Source organism: Gemmobacter nectariphilus DSM 15620, assembly GCF_000429765.1.
In the GTDB taxonomy this organism is placed as follows: domain Bacteria; phylum Pseudomonadota; class Alphaproteobacteria; order Rhodobacterales; family Rhodobacteraceae; genus Wagnerdoeblera; species Wagnerdoeblera nectariphila.
In genome coordinates, this window is sequence record NZ_AUCM01000011.1 from 104,973 (window position 1) to 118,029 (window position 13,057).

Consider the following 13,057-nt stretch of genomic DNA (forward strand, 5'->3'; position numbering starts at 1 on the left):
CGCTCAGTGCCCCCCGACTTCCATCAGGTCGCGCTCGTACATGTCGTCATACCCCAGCGCGTAGCGCAGCCATTCCAGCGCCGACAGGAAAAACGCGACCACCATGGGGGTGAAGACCACCCATTTGGGAATGTCGAAGGTGCGCATCTCGTAGGTGCCCCGCTGCACGGCCAGGGTCAGCGAATTCAGCGCCACCCAGCCCAGATACAAGCACAGCGCCATGCAGCCCAGATAGACGATCCGCGCCAGGACCTTCTTGGCCGAGGTCGGCAGCGCGATGCGCAGGAACTCGACGAAGACATGCCCCTTGGACCGGATCAGCCAGGGCATCGACAGGAAGGTGATGTAGAGCAGGAAGAATTCCGAGGTGTTCACCGCCCAGCCAAGCGGGCGCATCCCGAGGTTTCGGACGGCCACATCGGACACCACCAGCAGCACAAGCGCGCCGATGAGCAGACGGGCGATCACGGCCAGCAGCTGGCTCGTGCGACCTGTCAGGTCAAACAGGAGTTTCATGGACGGATCCCGTTGGAATGGGGCAAGCCACCAGGCGCATCGGCGCAGGGCTTGCAAAGACGACGGGGCGGGCTAGGCCCGCCCCGAAGGTTCTCAGATCACTGGAACAGCTCTTTGAGCTTGGCGATATAGGTCGCGTCGCGCGCTTCCATGCGCTGCCACGAAGCGGCGGCGGCGGCTTCCAGGAACTTGGTCTTGCCCGGATCCTTCATCTCGACGGCCTTCATGCCATTGGCGACCATGTCGGCCTTGAGCTTCTCGACCAGGGTGGCGGTTTCCTCGAAGCTCTTCTTTTCGTGCTCTTCGGCGGTTTCCACGATGATCTTCTGCGCTTCAGGCGACAGCGCGTTGAAGGCATCGAGGTTCATCGAGATCAGCACGTCCATGCGGAAGAAGCTGGGATCGACGCGATACTTGGTGAACTTGTCCCAGCCGAACGAGGCATAGCCCAGTGCCGGATAGGCGTTCGCATTGATCACGCCGCGCTCCAGCGAGGTATAGACCTCGCCAGCGGGCTGGATGATGAAGGTGGCGCCCAGATTTTCGAACAGCTGCTTGTAGAGCGGCGAGGCGCGCAGCACGATGTCCTTGAAGTCCACCATGCCGTCTGCGGTCAGCTTGGGCTCGTTCACGGTCCACAGATGGAAGCCGGCCGAGGCATCCATGTGGGCCAGCAGCTTGGCGTTGCCCTTTTTCTGGTAGATGCTGTCGATCAGATCCCAGGCGCCATTCTTGCGCGCATCCATCGGGGTCAGCGTCGAGGCCGAAAGCACTTCGCCTTCGGGCACCAGTTCCAGATAGAGACCGGCAGGCAGCAGGACCATGTCGATCAGGCCCGACTGCTGGGCGGTGCCTTGCTGCGGGTTCGGGATGACCTCGGGCCCGCCCTTGATGTCGATGCGGACGACGCCTTTGCCCTTGGTGTTCACGTCATCGACGAAGCGGGCGAATTCCTTCGAGAAGTCGCTCGGGCCCGGGGTGAAGGTGACGGCGTTGATGACGTCTTCGGCGGCAGCGGCGGTGCCGAACACTGCCATCATGGCAGCAAAGGCCGCCGGTTTGAGGAATTTCATGGGTCGCTCCTTGTTGGTGGTGGCATCCGGTTTCCGCAGTCGGGCCGGGGCTTTGGTCGATCATGCCCTGCATTGGGGCTGGCCGTTATTTGTGTTCTGTATACAGTGTCCAGCGCCTCCCTGTCAATTTGATCAATGGATCGCAGGACGCCGCAGCGCCTGTTTTTCCGCCCGCAGATCATGGGCGCGCGGGTCGGCCATCGGGTTGTCGGTCAGCCCGCCCAGATCGGCCTTGCGCACCTTCTGGGTCGAGGTGACAGGCAGCGAATCGCGGAACACGACAAAGCCGGGCACCTTGAAATAGGCCAGCCGCTCGGCCGCATGGTCCAGCAAGGCACGGGCCAGCGCAGGTTCATCCGCGCCGGGTTTCGGCACCACGACGGCCATGACCTCTTCACCGCGCAGTGGCTCGTCCGCCGCGACCACGGCGCATTGCGCCACCAGCGGATGGGCGTTGATCACGCCCTCGACCTCCAGCGCGGCGATATTCTCGCCCGAGCGGCGGATGACGTTCTTCTTGCGGTCCATGAAATACAGCGCGCCGTCGGCATCCTGCCGCACGATGTCGCCGGTGTGGAACCAGCCGTCCTTCCACGCGGTTTCGGTCGCCACCGGATCGTTCAGATAGCCGGAAAAAAGCCCGCGCCGGGGATCGCTCCCCTGGGCGCGGACCACCAGTTCGCCAGGGGTGCCGGGGGAAACATCCAGCCCCTGGTCGTCGATCACTCGGTAATCCATGCCGGGACCGGGGCGGTCGGGCCGGCCGATGCAGCGCTCTCCGACATGACGCGGTTCGGTCACCGCGCTCAGCAGGCAGGCCCCGCCGGTCTCGGTCATCGCCCAGCCTTCCAGCAGCGGCACGCCAAAGCGCGCCTCGAAGACCGCATGGTGATCGGGGTGGACACCGCCCCCCATGCCATAGCGCAGGCCATGGTCGCGGTCGCGGTCCGAAGGCGGGATCGCCAGCAGGATTGCGGGCATCACCCCCAGGAAGTGAAAGCAGGTTGCCCCGGTCTCGCGCGCATTGTCCCACCAGCTGCGGGGGTGAAAGCGGTCGACGATCACCTGCGCGCCGCCGCAGGCCAGCATCCCCATGAAGCTGTTGCCCATGGCGTTGATGTGGAACGAGGGCAGCGGGGTCATCAGCCGCTCGATGCCTTCGCGCAGGGCGATGGGGGAGGGCTGGGCAACATACCAGGTGCCCCAGTTCATGAAGTAGAGATCCGACAGGATGCAGCCCTTGGGCTTGCCCGTGGTGCCCGAGGTATAGATCAGTGCGCATTCGCCATCGCCCGGCGCGGCGGCGGCGCCGGCCGGGGTCGGGGCGGCGGGCACCGGGTCGCCATCGGCGATGGCCGGCAGGCCATGGCCCTGCATCTGCGCCAGACGCGACGCTGTCGCCACCGCCAGCACCGCGCCGGAATGGCCGGTCAGATAGGCGATTTCCTCATGCGTCGCATCGGGATTGATCGGCACGATCGCCACGCCCAGCCCGTTCAGCGCCAGCCAGTGAAAGAAATGCGCCGGCCGGTTTTCCAGCAGCAGCGCCACGCGGTGCCCCGGCCCATAGCCCGCCGCCGCATAGGCCGCGCGGAGCGCCTGAACCTTTCCCTCGACCTCGGCATAGGTCCATTCGGTCTGATCGGTCCCCCACATCGCCGCCACCGATTGCGGAACGATGAACAGCGGGCGATCGGCAAACCTTGCCGCCTGCGCGGTCAGCAGTTGCGAGGGCGAGAAGGCGGGGGTCATGGCTGGGTCACCTTTGCGAACGGCGAAATTTGGGGGGCGCCTTATGCGCCGGGAACAAGCGCCAGCACCCGAAGCGGGCTGCCAGAGCCTTCGTGAACTTTGAGCGGCGCGGCCAGCAGCACCGCGCCCGTCGGCGGCACCAGGTGCAGGTTGGTCAGGCATTGCAGGCCATAGCGGCCGGCGCCGTGCAGATAGTGGTGCGCCGGATAGGGCGGGGTGAAATCGCCGCCCTGCCCGGCATCGGTGCCGATGGTTTCGGTGCCAAAGCCAAGGATGCCCCGGTCATGGACCAGCCAGCGCATCGCCTCGGCATCCGGGCCGGGGGTATGGGCGCCATCGGCGCGCAGGTTGGCATAGGCGGCGCCCCTGCGCTGCGACCAGTCCGAGCGCATCAGCACCCAGGCACCAGCGGGAATGCGGCCGTGTTCGGCCTCCCATGCCTCCAGCGCCACGCGGGTCAGCAGGTGGTCGTCATCCGTCGCGCTGGCGGCCGAACAGTCGATCACCACGGCAGGCGCGACCATATGTTCGGGCGGCAGGGTGTCGACGGTGCCACGCGGGATGTCGCGGCCGGTGAACCAATGGGCGGGCGCGTCGAAATGCGTGCCGGTATGTTCCCCGAACGACAGGTTGTTCCAATACCAGGCGGGGCCAGCCGCGTCATAGCGGCTGATCCGTTCGATCCGCACCGGGGCCGAGGCGCCAAATTCCGGCGGCAGGACGATGGTGGGGAAATCTTCGGTCAGCGTCTGGGTCAGATCCACCACGCGGACTGCGCCGGTTGCCAATGCGGCGGTGAGCGTCTCAAGGACCATCAGAATCTCCCCTGCGCAAGTTCGCGTTCGACTGCCTTTGGATTTTCAGCCAGCCGGTCCAGCAGATCGCGGGCCAGATCGCCGACGACGACCTCTTCCAGCCCCTTCATCAGCCCCGAGACAATCGCATTCGCCAGCGCCGAGCCGCCAACCTTGGGCTGGGGAAAGGTCTGGAACCAGTCATCCTCGGTCGGCCCCGACAGCACGGTCATCAGCCGCACGCCGCCTTGGGCCAGATCGGCGCGCAAGGCCTGACCATAGGCCAATGCGGCGGCATGGGCAGCGCCATAGCCCGCCAGCCCCGGCGCATGGACACGGCCAAAGACCGAGGCCACGTTGACCCAGGCCACCGCGCCCTTGTCGCCATCCGCCCCGCGCCCGGCCATCGCCGGGCCGAACACACGCGCCAGCCGCATCAGGCCAAAGGCCACGACCTCCATCGCCTGACGTGCCTCGGCCGCAGCAGCCGGGGCGCCCAGGCCGCCGGGGCGCGGCAGATCGGCGGTGTTGATCAGGATCTCGACCTTGCCGCCAATGTCGCGTGCCAGATCCTCGACCGAACGATCCGAGATCACGTCCAGCGGCAACAGGGAAACGCCGGGGATCGCCGCAAACGCCTCGCGCGTGGGCAGGGGCTTCCAGTCCTCGGGCACACCGACAAGGATCGCGGCCGCCCCCGCCTTGGCCAGCGCGCAGGCCAGCGGCAAGGCGGCAACGTGGCGCGCATCGGTGATCAGCACGCGGCGGTCACGGGGGTTGGCGGTCATCTCGTGCCATTGCGGATCGGCGGTCATGGCCTGCCCCTTCTTGGCGGCGAACAGCACCGCCTGCCCGGCGCGGTCCAGCATCAGGCTCAGCGCAACCTTGTCGCCCGGCGCGCAATCGGGGCCCAGATGCACCACGGCCTGCGGGCCGCAGTCCATCTGCACCAGCCCGACACGCCATGGCGCGCGTTCGCGGAAATAGCTGTCGGCCGGCACCTCGGCCGTGGTGGCAGAGATCACCGTGGCGCCGGTCGGGGCAGGTTTCAGCGCAACCTCGGACAGGCAGGCGGCGCACAGTTCCGGCATCGGCCAGGCAAAGCGGCCACAGCCCGTGCAGCAGGGGAGGTCAAACCGCCCCTGACCGGCCGCCGCGGCCAGCAGATGCGCGGCGCGGCTGCGCGCACCGGGCGGCAGCAGCGGGCGGCGGGTGCGCAGAACGGGGTTCTTCTTGATCCGCATCACGCAGCCTCCAGCACCACGGCGCCGGACCCGAGGCCCCGGTCGAAGTTGATCATCCCAAACCCCATGGCCAGGGCACGCCGCGCGCCCTTGACCTGACGCGCGCCGGCGGTGCCGGTCAGCTGGCGGATGTTTTCCACCAGCCCGATATGCCCGCCCGCACAGCCCGCCTGCCCGGCCGACAGCTGCCCGCCGCTGGTATTGTGCGGCAGATCGCCGGTGGTGGTGAAATCGTGGGAATTCAGGAACTCGGGCAGGCCCTTGGCGGTGCAAAAGCCCAGATCGGCCAGCTGCATCGCGCTGATCACCGGATAATCGTCATAGGTCTGCACCAGATCGACCGTGCCCGGCGCGACGCCCGCCATGGCCCATAGATCGGCCACATCGCGCTGCCATCCGCCGCGCAGCATGACCGGATCATCAGGATAGCCGTTGTGCCGTTCGATCGCCGCCGTCAGGCGGACAAAGGGCAGCCCCTGGGCCTTGGCCGTTTCCTCGCGCATCACCAGAAAGCCTTCGGCCCCGGCGCAGGGCATGACGCAATCGAACAAATGGATCGGCGGGGCGATGGGGCGCGAATTCAGGTATTCGTCCAGGCTGAGCGGCTTTTTCATCAGCGCATTGGGGTTTTTCAGCGCATTGGCCCGCTGGGCGACGGCCAACTGCCCGATGTCGGCCCGCGTCAGGCCGGTTTCCGCCATATAGGCCTGCGCGATCAGCGCGAACGACACGTTCGGCCCGCCCGCGCCATAGGGATAGACCGCATCTTGCGAAAAGCGCGAGAAATTTTCCAGCGACTGGCGGAAGCTTTGCGGCGCGTTGGTATCGGCGGCGATGCAGGCGACCACATCGGCATCGCCCGCCTGCACGATCCGCGCGGCACGGCGGATGCTGGCCACCCCTGCCACCCCGCCCAGCGGCAGGAAATCCAGAAACCGGGGCGACAGGCCGAAATGCTGGGTCAGGCCAATCGCGCTGTCGGGTGCCATGGAAAAGCTGGCCAGCGAGAACCCGTCGAAATCCCGGTGCGCGATGCCCGAAGCCTCGGCCAGCGCCGCCAGCGCCTTGCCCACCCACCATTGCGCCGGGCGGGTGGAAAACCGGGCATAGGGCACCGTCACCGGCGCCGCCAGAACCACCCCATCATAGCCTTGCCGCGCCATGGACATTCCCCCTTAGTGCGCCTTGCGCAGCGCACCCTTGGTGCGGCGCAGATCGACGACCGTGCCCGCGGCGACCGCCGCCTCTGCATCGGCCTTGATCTGCCCGCGCTGCAACTTTTGCGTCGAACTGACCGGCAGGGCATCGGTGAACAGCACATAGCCCGGCAGCTTGTGATAGCTCAGCCGCTCTGCCACCCGCTCCAGCAGCGCGGGGGCGTCGGGGGTGGCGCCATCGGCGGGAACGATGAAGGCGAACACCTCCTCGTCGCGCACCGGGTCGGACACCGGCGTCACCGCGACGGCCTTGACCGCCGGATCGGCGGCCAGTGCTGCCTCGACCTCGAGGGCCGAGATATTCTCGCCCGAGCGGCGGATGATGCTTTTCTTGCGGTCGACGAAATACAGCAGGCCCGCCTCGTCGGCGGCCACGATATCGCCGGTATGGAACCAGCCGCCGCGCCAGGCCTCTTCGGTGGCGTCAGGGTTGCCCAGATAGCCCGAAAAGAACCCGCGCCGGGGATCGGGGCCGGCCGCGCGCACCAGAAGTTCGCCCGCCTGACCGACGGGCAAGTCCTGATCGGCGTCGTTCACGATGCGCCAGTCCATGCCGGCGCGCGGGCGCCCGATGCAGCGGCGGCCCGGTTCATAGTCCACCCCGGCCGTATCGGTCACGCCCGATCCGCCCGTTTCGGTCATCGCCCAACCCTCGATGATCGGCAGATTGAACCGCGCCTCGAAGTCGATCTTGTTCTGGGCATCGACACCGGGGCCAAAGGTGAACCGCGCCTTGTGGCGGGTATCGTCGGGGCTGGCAGGGCGTTGCAGCAAAATGGCCGGGATCACGCCCAGCGAATGCACGATGGTTGCCCCGCTGTCCGCGATGGTCGCCCACCAGCGATCCGGGTGGAACCGGTCCAGCGGCACGATGGTGCCGCCAATCAGCATCATGCCCACCACGGTGCAGCCCAGCGCGTTCATGTGAAAGAACGGCAGCGGGGTCAGCGACACCTCAGCATCCGGGGTCATGGCGCCGATGCCGGGCATCGACACATACCATTCCGCCACATTGATGAAGTAATAGTTCGACAGGATGCAGGCCTTGGGCATCCCCGTGCTGCCCGACGTGAACAGCAGCGCGGATTCGTCATCCGGCCCGCCAACGGCAGGCGCGCGGCGGGTGCGGGCGGGCGGCGGCGCATCGGGGCTGGCGATCGGCACGCCTTCGGGCACGCCGGCCAGAACGCCCTCGAACCCCGGCACGGCGATCACCGCCTCGGCCTGGGACACCACCATCTGATGACGCAGCTCATCAGGGCGCATGTCGCCGTTCAGCGGCACGATCGACGCGCCGATCGCATTCAGCGCCAGCCAGTGCAGCAAAAACTCGGGCCGGTTCTGCAACAGCAGCGCCACGCGCGAGCCATGGCCATAGCCAGCCTCCGCATAGGCGGCCTGCAAGGTCGCAACCTTGGCGGCGGCTTCGGCATAGGTGATGCGGAACCCCTCGGGCGCCCAGGGCAACCGGGCCGAAGCCGGGGCCAGCGCAAAGACCAGATCGGGACGGCGCGCCGCAGTGCGTGCGAAGGCGTGATACGGCGACGAAACCCTGGCCATGGCGACAGCCCCCCTTGAACATCCATCAACAGGCTATGCCCGGCCCGGCAGTCTTTCCAATTCAAAACGTTTGCGGAACTGATACCGATTTGTTATCAAATCGCATGGAGCTGAGACAGATCCAGTATTTCATCGCCATTGCCGAGGCCGAACACTTTGGCCGCGCCGCCCAGCGCCTGCGCATCGCCCAACCTGCGCTGAGCCGTCAGATGAAGCTGCTGGAAACCGAGCTGGGGATCGAGCTGTTCGAGCGGCTGCCGCGCGGGGTGCGGCTGACGCAGGCGGGGCGGGTGTTCCTGACGGAAATCCGGGGGTTGCAGGGGCTTATCGGCCGCGCGGTCGGGGCGGCACGGGCGGCGGCTGCGGGGCAGCACGGCACGCTGCGACTAAGCTTCATCGAGGCGGCTGCCTGGCAAGGGCTGTTGCCCGACGCGATCCGCCGCTTTCGCACCGATTTTGCCGGGATCGACCTGTCGCTTCTGGCCATGCCGACGGCGGAACAGCTGGCCGCGCTGCGCCAGCGGCAGACGGATGCCGCGCTGATCTACAACCCCGAGCCGATGGACGATCTGGTCAGCCTGCCGCTGGTCCGGCACCCGGCCCTTCTGGCGGTGCCCGCCGAATCGCGCCTTGCCGGGTTTGACGAAATCGCGCTGACCGATCTGACGGATGAGCGGATGATCGGCTTTCAGCGCCGGGCCAGTCCGCGGTTCTTTGACGACATCCACGCCGCCATGCGCAAGGCCGGGGTGACACCGCGGTATGTCAGCGAGCTGATGGCCGAGACCGAGATTCTGGCGCTGGTCAGCGCCGGTGCCGGCTGCGCCCTGGCCAATGCGCAACAAATCTGGCGCCCGCCGCACGGGGTGCGCTTTGTCAAGGTGCGCGATCTGAACGTCCACCTGACGCTGTCGCTGGTTCATCGGCGGGGCGACGCGCCCCCGGCATTGCTGCGCTTTGAAGAGATTCTGCGCGAACTGGCCGAGGCCGAGAAATTTCAGACTTGAAACATCTGCGACGCAGGCGCACCTTGCCCGCGCAGCAAAGGCGGAGAGTTCCATGGCCAAGATGATGCGCGCAGCCCGGTATTTCCAGCATGGCGGCCCCGAGGTGATCTCGGTCGATCATGTGCCGGTGCCCGAGCCTGACAAGGGTCAGGTTCTGGTGGAAATCGCGGCCGCCGGTGTCGCGCCGCTGGACTGGAAGATGCGCGCGGGCCTGCTGCAACAGTATTTCAGCCTGCACTTTCCCAAGATTCCGGGGCGCGATGGTGCAGGGCGGGTGGTAGCCTGCGGGCCCGGCATCTCGCGGCTGGCGCCGGGGGATCGGGTCGCGGTGATGGCCCCGCCGGCAGGGCAGGCGGGCACCCATGCCGAATATATCGTCGCCGATGCCGATCTGGTCGTGCCTCTGCCTGACAATCTGGGCGACGATGCGGCGGCGGCGCTGATCAACGCGGGCCTGTCGGCCTGGATCGCGGTCATGCGCACGGCGCAGGTGCAGCGCGGCCAGCGCGTGCTGGTGCAATCGGGCGCCGGGGCCGTGGGCGGGCTGATGGTGCAGCTGTGCGCCCATCTGGGGGCCGAGGTGACAGCAACCTGCCGTGCAGCGAATGCCGATTATGTGCGCGGTCTCGGGGCCTCGCGCGTCATTGCCTATGACGGGCCTGCGGTCACGGACCTGCCCCCGCAGGATGTGGTGTTTGATCTGATGGGCGGGGCGGTGCATGATGCCTGCTACCCGATGCTGGCACCGGGCGGGCATCTGGTCTGGCTGGCTGCCGCCCCGATCACCGATCGCGGTGCCGAATTCGGTGTTCGCGTCACCCGCGCGATGATCACGGATGATGCCGGTGTGGTGGCCGAGGTGATGAAACTGGCCGCGCAAGGCGTTCTGAAGCCGCAAATCGCCGGCGTGATGCCGCTGGATCAGGCCGCCGAGGCCCAGCGCAAGCTGGCCGCTGGCGAGATCACGCGGGGGCGGCTGATCCTGCGGCCTTGACCCCGGGCTTGCGCCGACGCGGGCGGGCCGGGGCCTCGGGTGGGGGCAGGCGGGCGACCAGTTCGGTTTCGGTGCGCCGGTAATGCGCGGTCAGCCGCTCGACGGCCAGGGCGCTGTTGCGCGCCAGCGCGGCCTCGGCAATGGCGCGGTGTTCGGCGGCCAGATCGCGCGTGCCATCGCGCGCCTCGACGGTCAGGGCATGAAAGCGGAACCGCTCGGATTCGGAATAGAGCTTCTCGAACAGATCGAGCAGCCAGCGCGACCCACAGGCGGCCACCAGCGCGCGATGGAAATCGTGGTGCAGCTGTTCCAGCCGGTCGGCATCATGCCGGGTTGCGCCATCGAGCAGCGCATCAAGCGCCGTCTGAACGGCGGCGGCCCAGTCCTCGCCGCCGCGGTCGATGGACCGGGCCAGGGCCTCGGTCTCGATCAGGATGCGGGTGTCGGTGGTGTCGGTCAGCTCGTCCACCGTCAGGGGCGCCACGAAGAAGCCGCGCAGCGAGATCGCCGTGACCAGACGTTCGGCCTGAAGCCGGTTCAACGCCTCGCGCAGCGGGGACATGCCCATGCTGTAACGTTCACACAGAAAGGCCATGCGCAGCGGCAATCCCGGCGCCAGCGCGCCCGAGATGATATCGTGCCGCAAGGCGGCGTGGGCGGTGTCTGCAAGCGTTTTCATGCGCGGTCCTGCTGTGGTCCGGGCATTGTGCCAAAGGTGGCGGCGCCTTGCAAAGCCCCGGCGGCATCACGGGCGGCGATGTCGGATGCCTCCGGCGGGGATATTTGGATCAAGGCGAAAATGGGGTCGGTCACGCCGGATCCAGACCGGGAAAGCGCGCGGCGACCTTGCGGCGCAAACCCAGCTTGGCCTGACGCAGCAGGCCCTGATCGGCCAGCGCCGTGACCAGATCGGGGCGCGCGGTCTGGATGCGGTCATAGAACTGGTCGATCCCGTCGGGCGTCGCGGCCTGAAGCCAGGCCTGCATCGCGGGGCGGTATTGATAGGCACCTTTCGACAGCCGATAAGGCAGGCGCGCTTTCCACAGTTCGGCATCCTGGGCATGGAAATGCAGCAGGGCAAGGTCAGGGTGGAAGCGCCCGCCAAAGACCCAGTCGCCATGTTTCCAGCGAGCACCGTGGATGCGCGGGATCATCCCCTGAACCCCGGTGCGAAAGAAGCATTTGCCGACGGTATGGCTGAGCATTCCCTTGTCCAGCAGATCGCCAAGCGGGCCGTAAAGCTGCGCCGCCATGTCGCCGGCATCGTCGGGCAACTGGCGGCGGAAGGCGCGGGCCGTGAAAATGTCATCGGGCAGTGCAGGGTCGTGCAGCGCCTCCCACGGCTCGGCGCGGACGATATGGCGGTCTGCGGGCTGATCGGCCAGCATTTCGGCCACGGGAACATCCGCCAGCAGGAATTCGTCAACGTCGAAATGCCCGATCCAGTCGAGCCCGGCCTTGCGCAGGATACGGCCGATGTTCTTGATCTGCCGCACCTGATGGGTATCGGGGCGGGTGCCGGCAATGGTCTGCCAATAGGGATCGTCGCAGCGGATGACAGTGATGCCGTCCTGCCCCGACAGCAGATCGGCGGCCGGATCGTCCGGGTCGTCGAAATGCAGCCAGATGCGGTGGGCGCCCAGATCCAGATGATGGGCGGCAAAGGCCAGCACCTGATCGGCCGGCGCCTTGACGGTGGCCGCGACGCCCCAGCGCGGCAGGCGCGTCATCAGAGCCGCTCCAGCAAGGTGGTGGTCGGCCAGGCATCGGCAGGCAGGCCAAGGCGCGCCTGTTCCTTTTGCACCGCGATACGGGTCAGCGCGCCAAGGATGCCGTCGATCTTGCCGACATCATGCCCGCGCGCCTGCAACTTGCGTTGCAGCGCCTTCATCTGATCCGGGGACAGGGCAGGATCGGGCGTGCCGGGGCGAAAGGCCGGGGCGCCCTCGATCCTGGTGGCGAAATAGGCCGCCGTGGTGACGTAGACGAAGCTTTTGTTCCACTCGAACAGGGTGTGGAAATTCGGATAGGCCATGAAGGCCGGCCCCTTGCGCCCTTGCGGCAGCAGGACCGACCCTTGCAGGCCAGGCGCCAGCGTGCCGCTGCGAGCGGTCACCCCCATGGCCGCCCAGTCCGCCGTGGGCAGCGCCTTGTCCACCCCGGTCTGCGACCAGTCCAGATCGGCAGGCAGCACGATTTCCTGAAGCCACGGCTGCCCTGCCCGCCAGCCATGGTGGCGCAGCATGTTCGCCCCCGACAGGATCGCATCGGGGACCGAGGTTTTCAGTGTCACCTTGCCATCGCCATCGCCATCGACGCCGCGGGCCAGGATATCGGCGGGCAGCATCTGCACCATGCCGATCTCGCCCGCCCAGGCGCCGGTGGTGGTGGCGGGGTCAAACTCGCCGAGTTCCCACATGCGCAGCGCGGCCAAAGCCTGCGGGCGGAACAGGCCGGGGCGGCGGCAATCATGGGCCAGTGTCACCAGCGCGTTCAGCGTGTTGAAATCCCCCTGATAGCCGCCGAAATCGGTTTCAAACGCCCAGAAGGCCAGCAGGATCCCGCGCGAGACGCCATAGTCCGCCTCGGCCCGGTCGAACAGCGCCTTGTGCTGGCGCGCCTTGGCGACAGCGGTATCGCTGCGGTTCTGGCTGATCAGGCTGCGGGAAAATTCGGTGAAGGTCTTGCGGAACACACCCTGCGCGCGGTCGGCGGCCAGAACCTTGGGGTCGGGCGCAGCGGTGCGGAAAAAGCGGTCTACCCCGGCGGGCGCATGGCCCGCCGCCACAGCCTCGGCTCTCAGCGCGTCCAGCCAGCTGCCAAAAGGGCCGCCACAGGGCACCTCGGCCATGGCAGGGGTGGCGGCAAGCATCAGGGCAAGGGTCAATCGCATCGGGCAC

12 protein-coding genes are annotated in these 13,057 nt (G+C 67.3%); 2 read left to right on the forward strand and 10 right to left on the reverse strand.

Annotated features, from left to right (window positions below):
- Positions 1-3: 3 nt before the first annotated feature.
- The 7 genes from G481_RS0112845 to G481_RS23745 all read right to left on the reverse strand — a co-directional run bounded on the left by G481_RS0112845 (position 4) and on the right by G481_RS23745 (position 8,156).
- Positions 4-516, reverse strand: a complete 513-nt coding sequence (locus G481_RS0112845; protein WP_028030402.1) for a TRAP transporter small permease — start codon at positions 514-516, stop codon at positions 4-6.
- A gap of 98 nt (positions 517-614) precedes the next feature.
- Complete coding sequence (gene dctP / locus G481_RS23740; RefSeq protein WP_051294518.1) at positions 615-1,589, reverse strand: TRAP transporter substrate-binding protein DctP; 975 nt, start codon at positions 1,587-1,589, stop codon at positions 615-617.
- A 132-nt stretch (positions 1,590-1,721) separates the two neighbouring features.
- A complete protein-coding gene (locus tag G481_RS0112855; protein ID WP_028030403.1) occupies positions 1,722-3,341 on the reverse strand; it encodes an AMP-binding protein in 1,620 nt (539 codons plus the stop codon).
- A 41-nt stretch (positions 3,342-3,382) separates the two neighbouring features.
- The gene (locus tag G481_RS0112860; protein ID WP_028030404.1) at positions 3,383-4,156 is read right to left on the reverse strand and encodes a cyclase family protein; all 774 of its coding nucleotides are present in this window, start codon (positions 4,154-4,156) and stop codon (positions 3,383-3,385) included.
- Positions 4,156-5,379, reverse strand: a complete 1,224-nt coding sequence (locus tag G481_RS0112865) for an SDR family NAD(P)-dependent oxidoreductase (RefSeq protein ID WP_035025990.1) — start codon at positions 5,377-5,379, stop codon at positions 4,156-4,158. The genes G481_RS0112860 and G481_RS0112865 overlap by 1 nt, the downstream gene beginning before the upstream one ends.
- A complete protein-coding gene (locus G481_RS0112870) occupies positions 5,379-6,542 on the reverse strand; it encodes a thiolase family protein (protein WP_211235203.1) in 1,164 nt (387 codons plus the stop codon). The genes G481_RS0112865 and G481_RS0112870 overlap by 1 nt, the downstream gene beginning before the upstream one ends.
- A 12-nt stretch (positions 6,543-6,554) precedes the next feature.
- On the reverse strand, positions 6,555-8,156 hold the full coding sequence (locus tag G481_RS23745; RefSeq protein WP_051294519.1) for an AMP-binding protein: 1,602 nt from the start codon (positions 8,154-8,156) through the stop codon (positions 6,555-6,557).
- A gap of 104 nt (positions 8,157-8,260) precedes the next feature.
- Here G481_RS23745 and G481_RS0112880 point away from each other — a divergent pair, with 104 nt between their 5' ends.
- Positions 8,261-9,163 carry a LysR family transcriptional regulator gene (locus tag G481_RS0112880; RefSeq protein ID WP_028030407.1) on the forward strand — a complete coding sequence of 301 codons (903 nt, stop codon included), beginning with the start codon at positions 8,261-8,263 and terminating at the stop codon, positions 9,161-9,163.
- Positions 9,164-9,215: 52 nt separating this feature from the next.
- Positions 9,216-10,157 carry an NADP-dependent oxidoreductase gene (locus G481_RS0112885; protein ID WP_211235204.1) on the forward strand — a complete coding sequence of 314 codons (942 nt, stop codon included), beginning with the start codon at positions 9,216-9,218 and terminating at the stop codon, positions 10,155-10,157.
- On the opposite strand, the gene G481_RS23750 is transcribed toward G481_RS0112885, so the two are convergent.
- The 3 genes from G481_RS23750 to G481_RS0112900 all read right to left on the reverse strand — a co-directional run bounded on the left by G481_RS23750 (position 10,126) and on the right by G481_RS0112900 (position 13,050).
- The gene (locus G481_RS23750; RefSeq protein ID WP_084450904.1) at positions 10,126-10,836 is read right to left on the reverse strand and encodes a GntR family transcriptional regulator; all 711 of its coding nucleotides are present in this window, start codon (positions 10,834-10,836) and stop codon (positions 10,126-10,128) included. The genes G481_RS0112885 and G481_RS23750 overlap by 32 nt on opposite strands.
- 130 nt (positions 10,837-10,966) lie before the next feature.
- A complete protein-coding gene (locus tag G481_RS0112895; protein WP_028030409.1) occupies positions 10,967-11,887 on the reverse strand; it encodes a glycosyltransferase family 2 protein in 921 nt (306 codons plus the stop codon).
- A complete protein-coding gene (locus tag G481_RS0112900; protein ID WP_028030410.1) occupies positions 11,887-13,050 on the reverse strand; it encodes a lytic murein transglycosylase in 1,164 nt (387 codons plus the stop codon). Before G481_RS0112900 ends, G481_RS0112895 begins: the two co-directional genes overlap by 1 nt.
- Between the last annotated feature and the right edge of the window lie 7 nt (positions 13,051-13,057).